Genomic DNA, 518 nt, shown 5'->3' with positions numbered 1-518 from the left:
ATTCTCGCCGCGCTGTCTATCGCACTCTATTTCACCACTGACAAATTACTGAAAAAAGCCATTCCCTGGGAAAACAAATAGGGAAAGAAAAAGGAAGAACCCCGTGAATAAAAACAAACTCATGAGCGCTGCCGCTCTGCTCGCTTCAATGGTTTCAACTAACGTACTTGCTGCCGAAAAAGAGCTTACTTTAATGCTGGATTGGTTCGTTAACCCGAACCATGGCCCTATCGTGATCGCACAAGAGCGCGGCTACTTTAAACAGCAAGGTTTGAAGGTCAATATCCAAGAACCCGCCGACCCAAGCACACCACCCAAACTAGTTGCGGCTGGCAAAGTCGATATGGCGATTTCATACCAGCCGAGCTTAACCATCGACGTAGCGGCTGGCTTGCCATTAATTCGCTCTGCGACCTTGATTGCTACTCCCCTCAACACATTGATGGTGTTGGATAACGGCAAGAACGACAACCTTGGCGACCTTAAAGGCAAGAAGATCGGTATTGCTATCGCAGGTA

1 protein-coding gene is annotated in these 518 nt (G+C 48.1%); it reads left to right on the top strand.

Annotation, left to right across the window (positions count from 1 at the left end; genetic code table 11):
• Positions 1-103: 103 nt before the first annotated feature.
• On the top strand, positions 104-518 hold a 415-nt coding region (locus R7Q46_RS30280; protein ID WP_318078730.1), incomplete at its 3' end, for an ABC transporter substrate-binding protein.

This window comes from Vibrio sp. 811, from assembly GCF_033339195.1.
The sequence above is the reverse complement of the archived record's forward strand: the minus strand, read 5'-3'. Positions and strand labels throughout refer to the sequence as shown.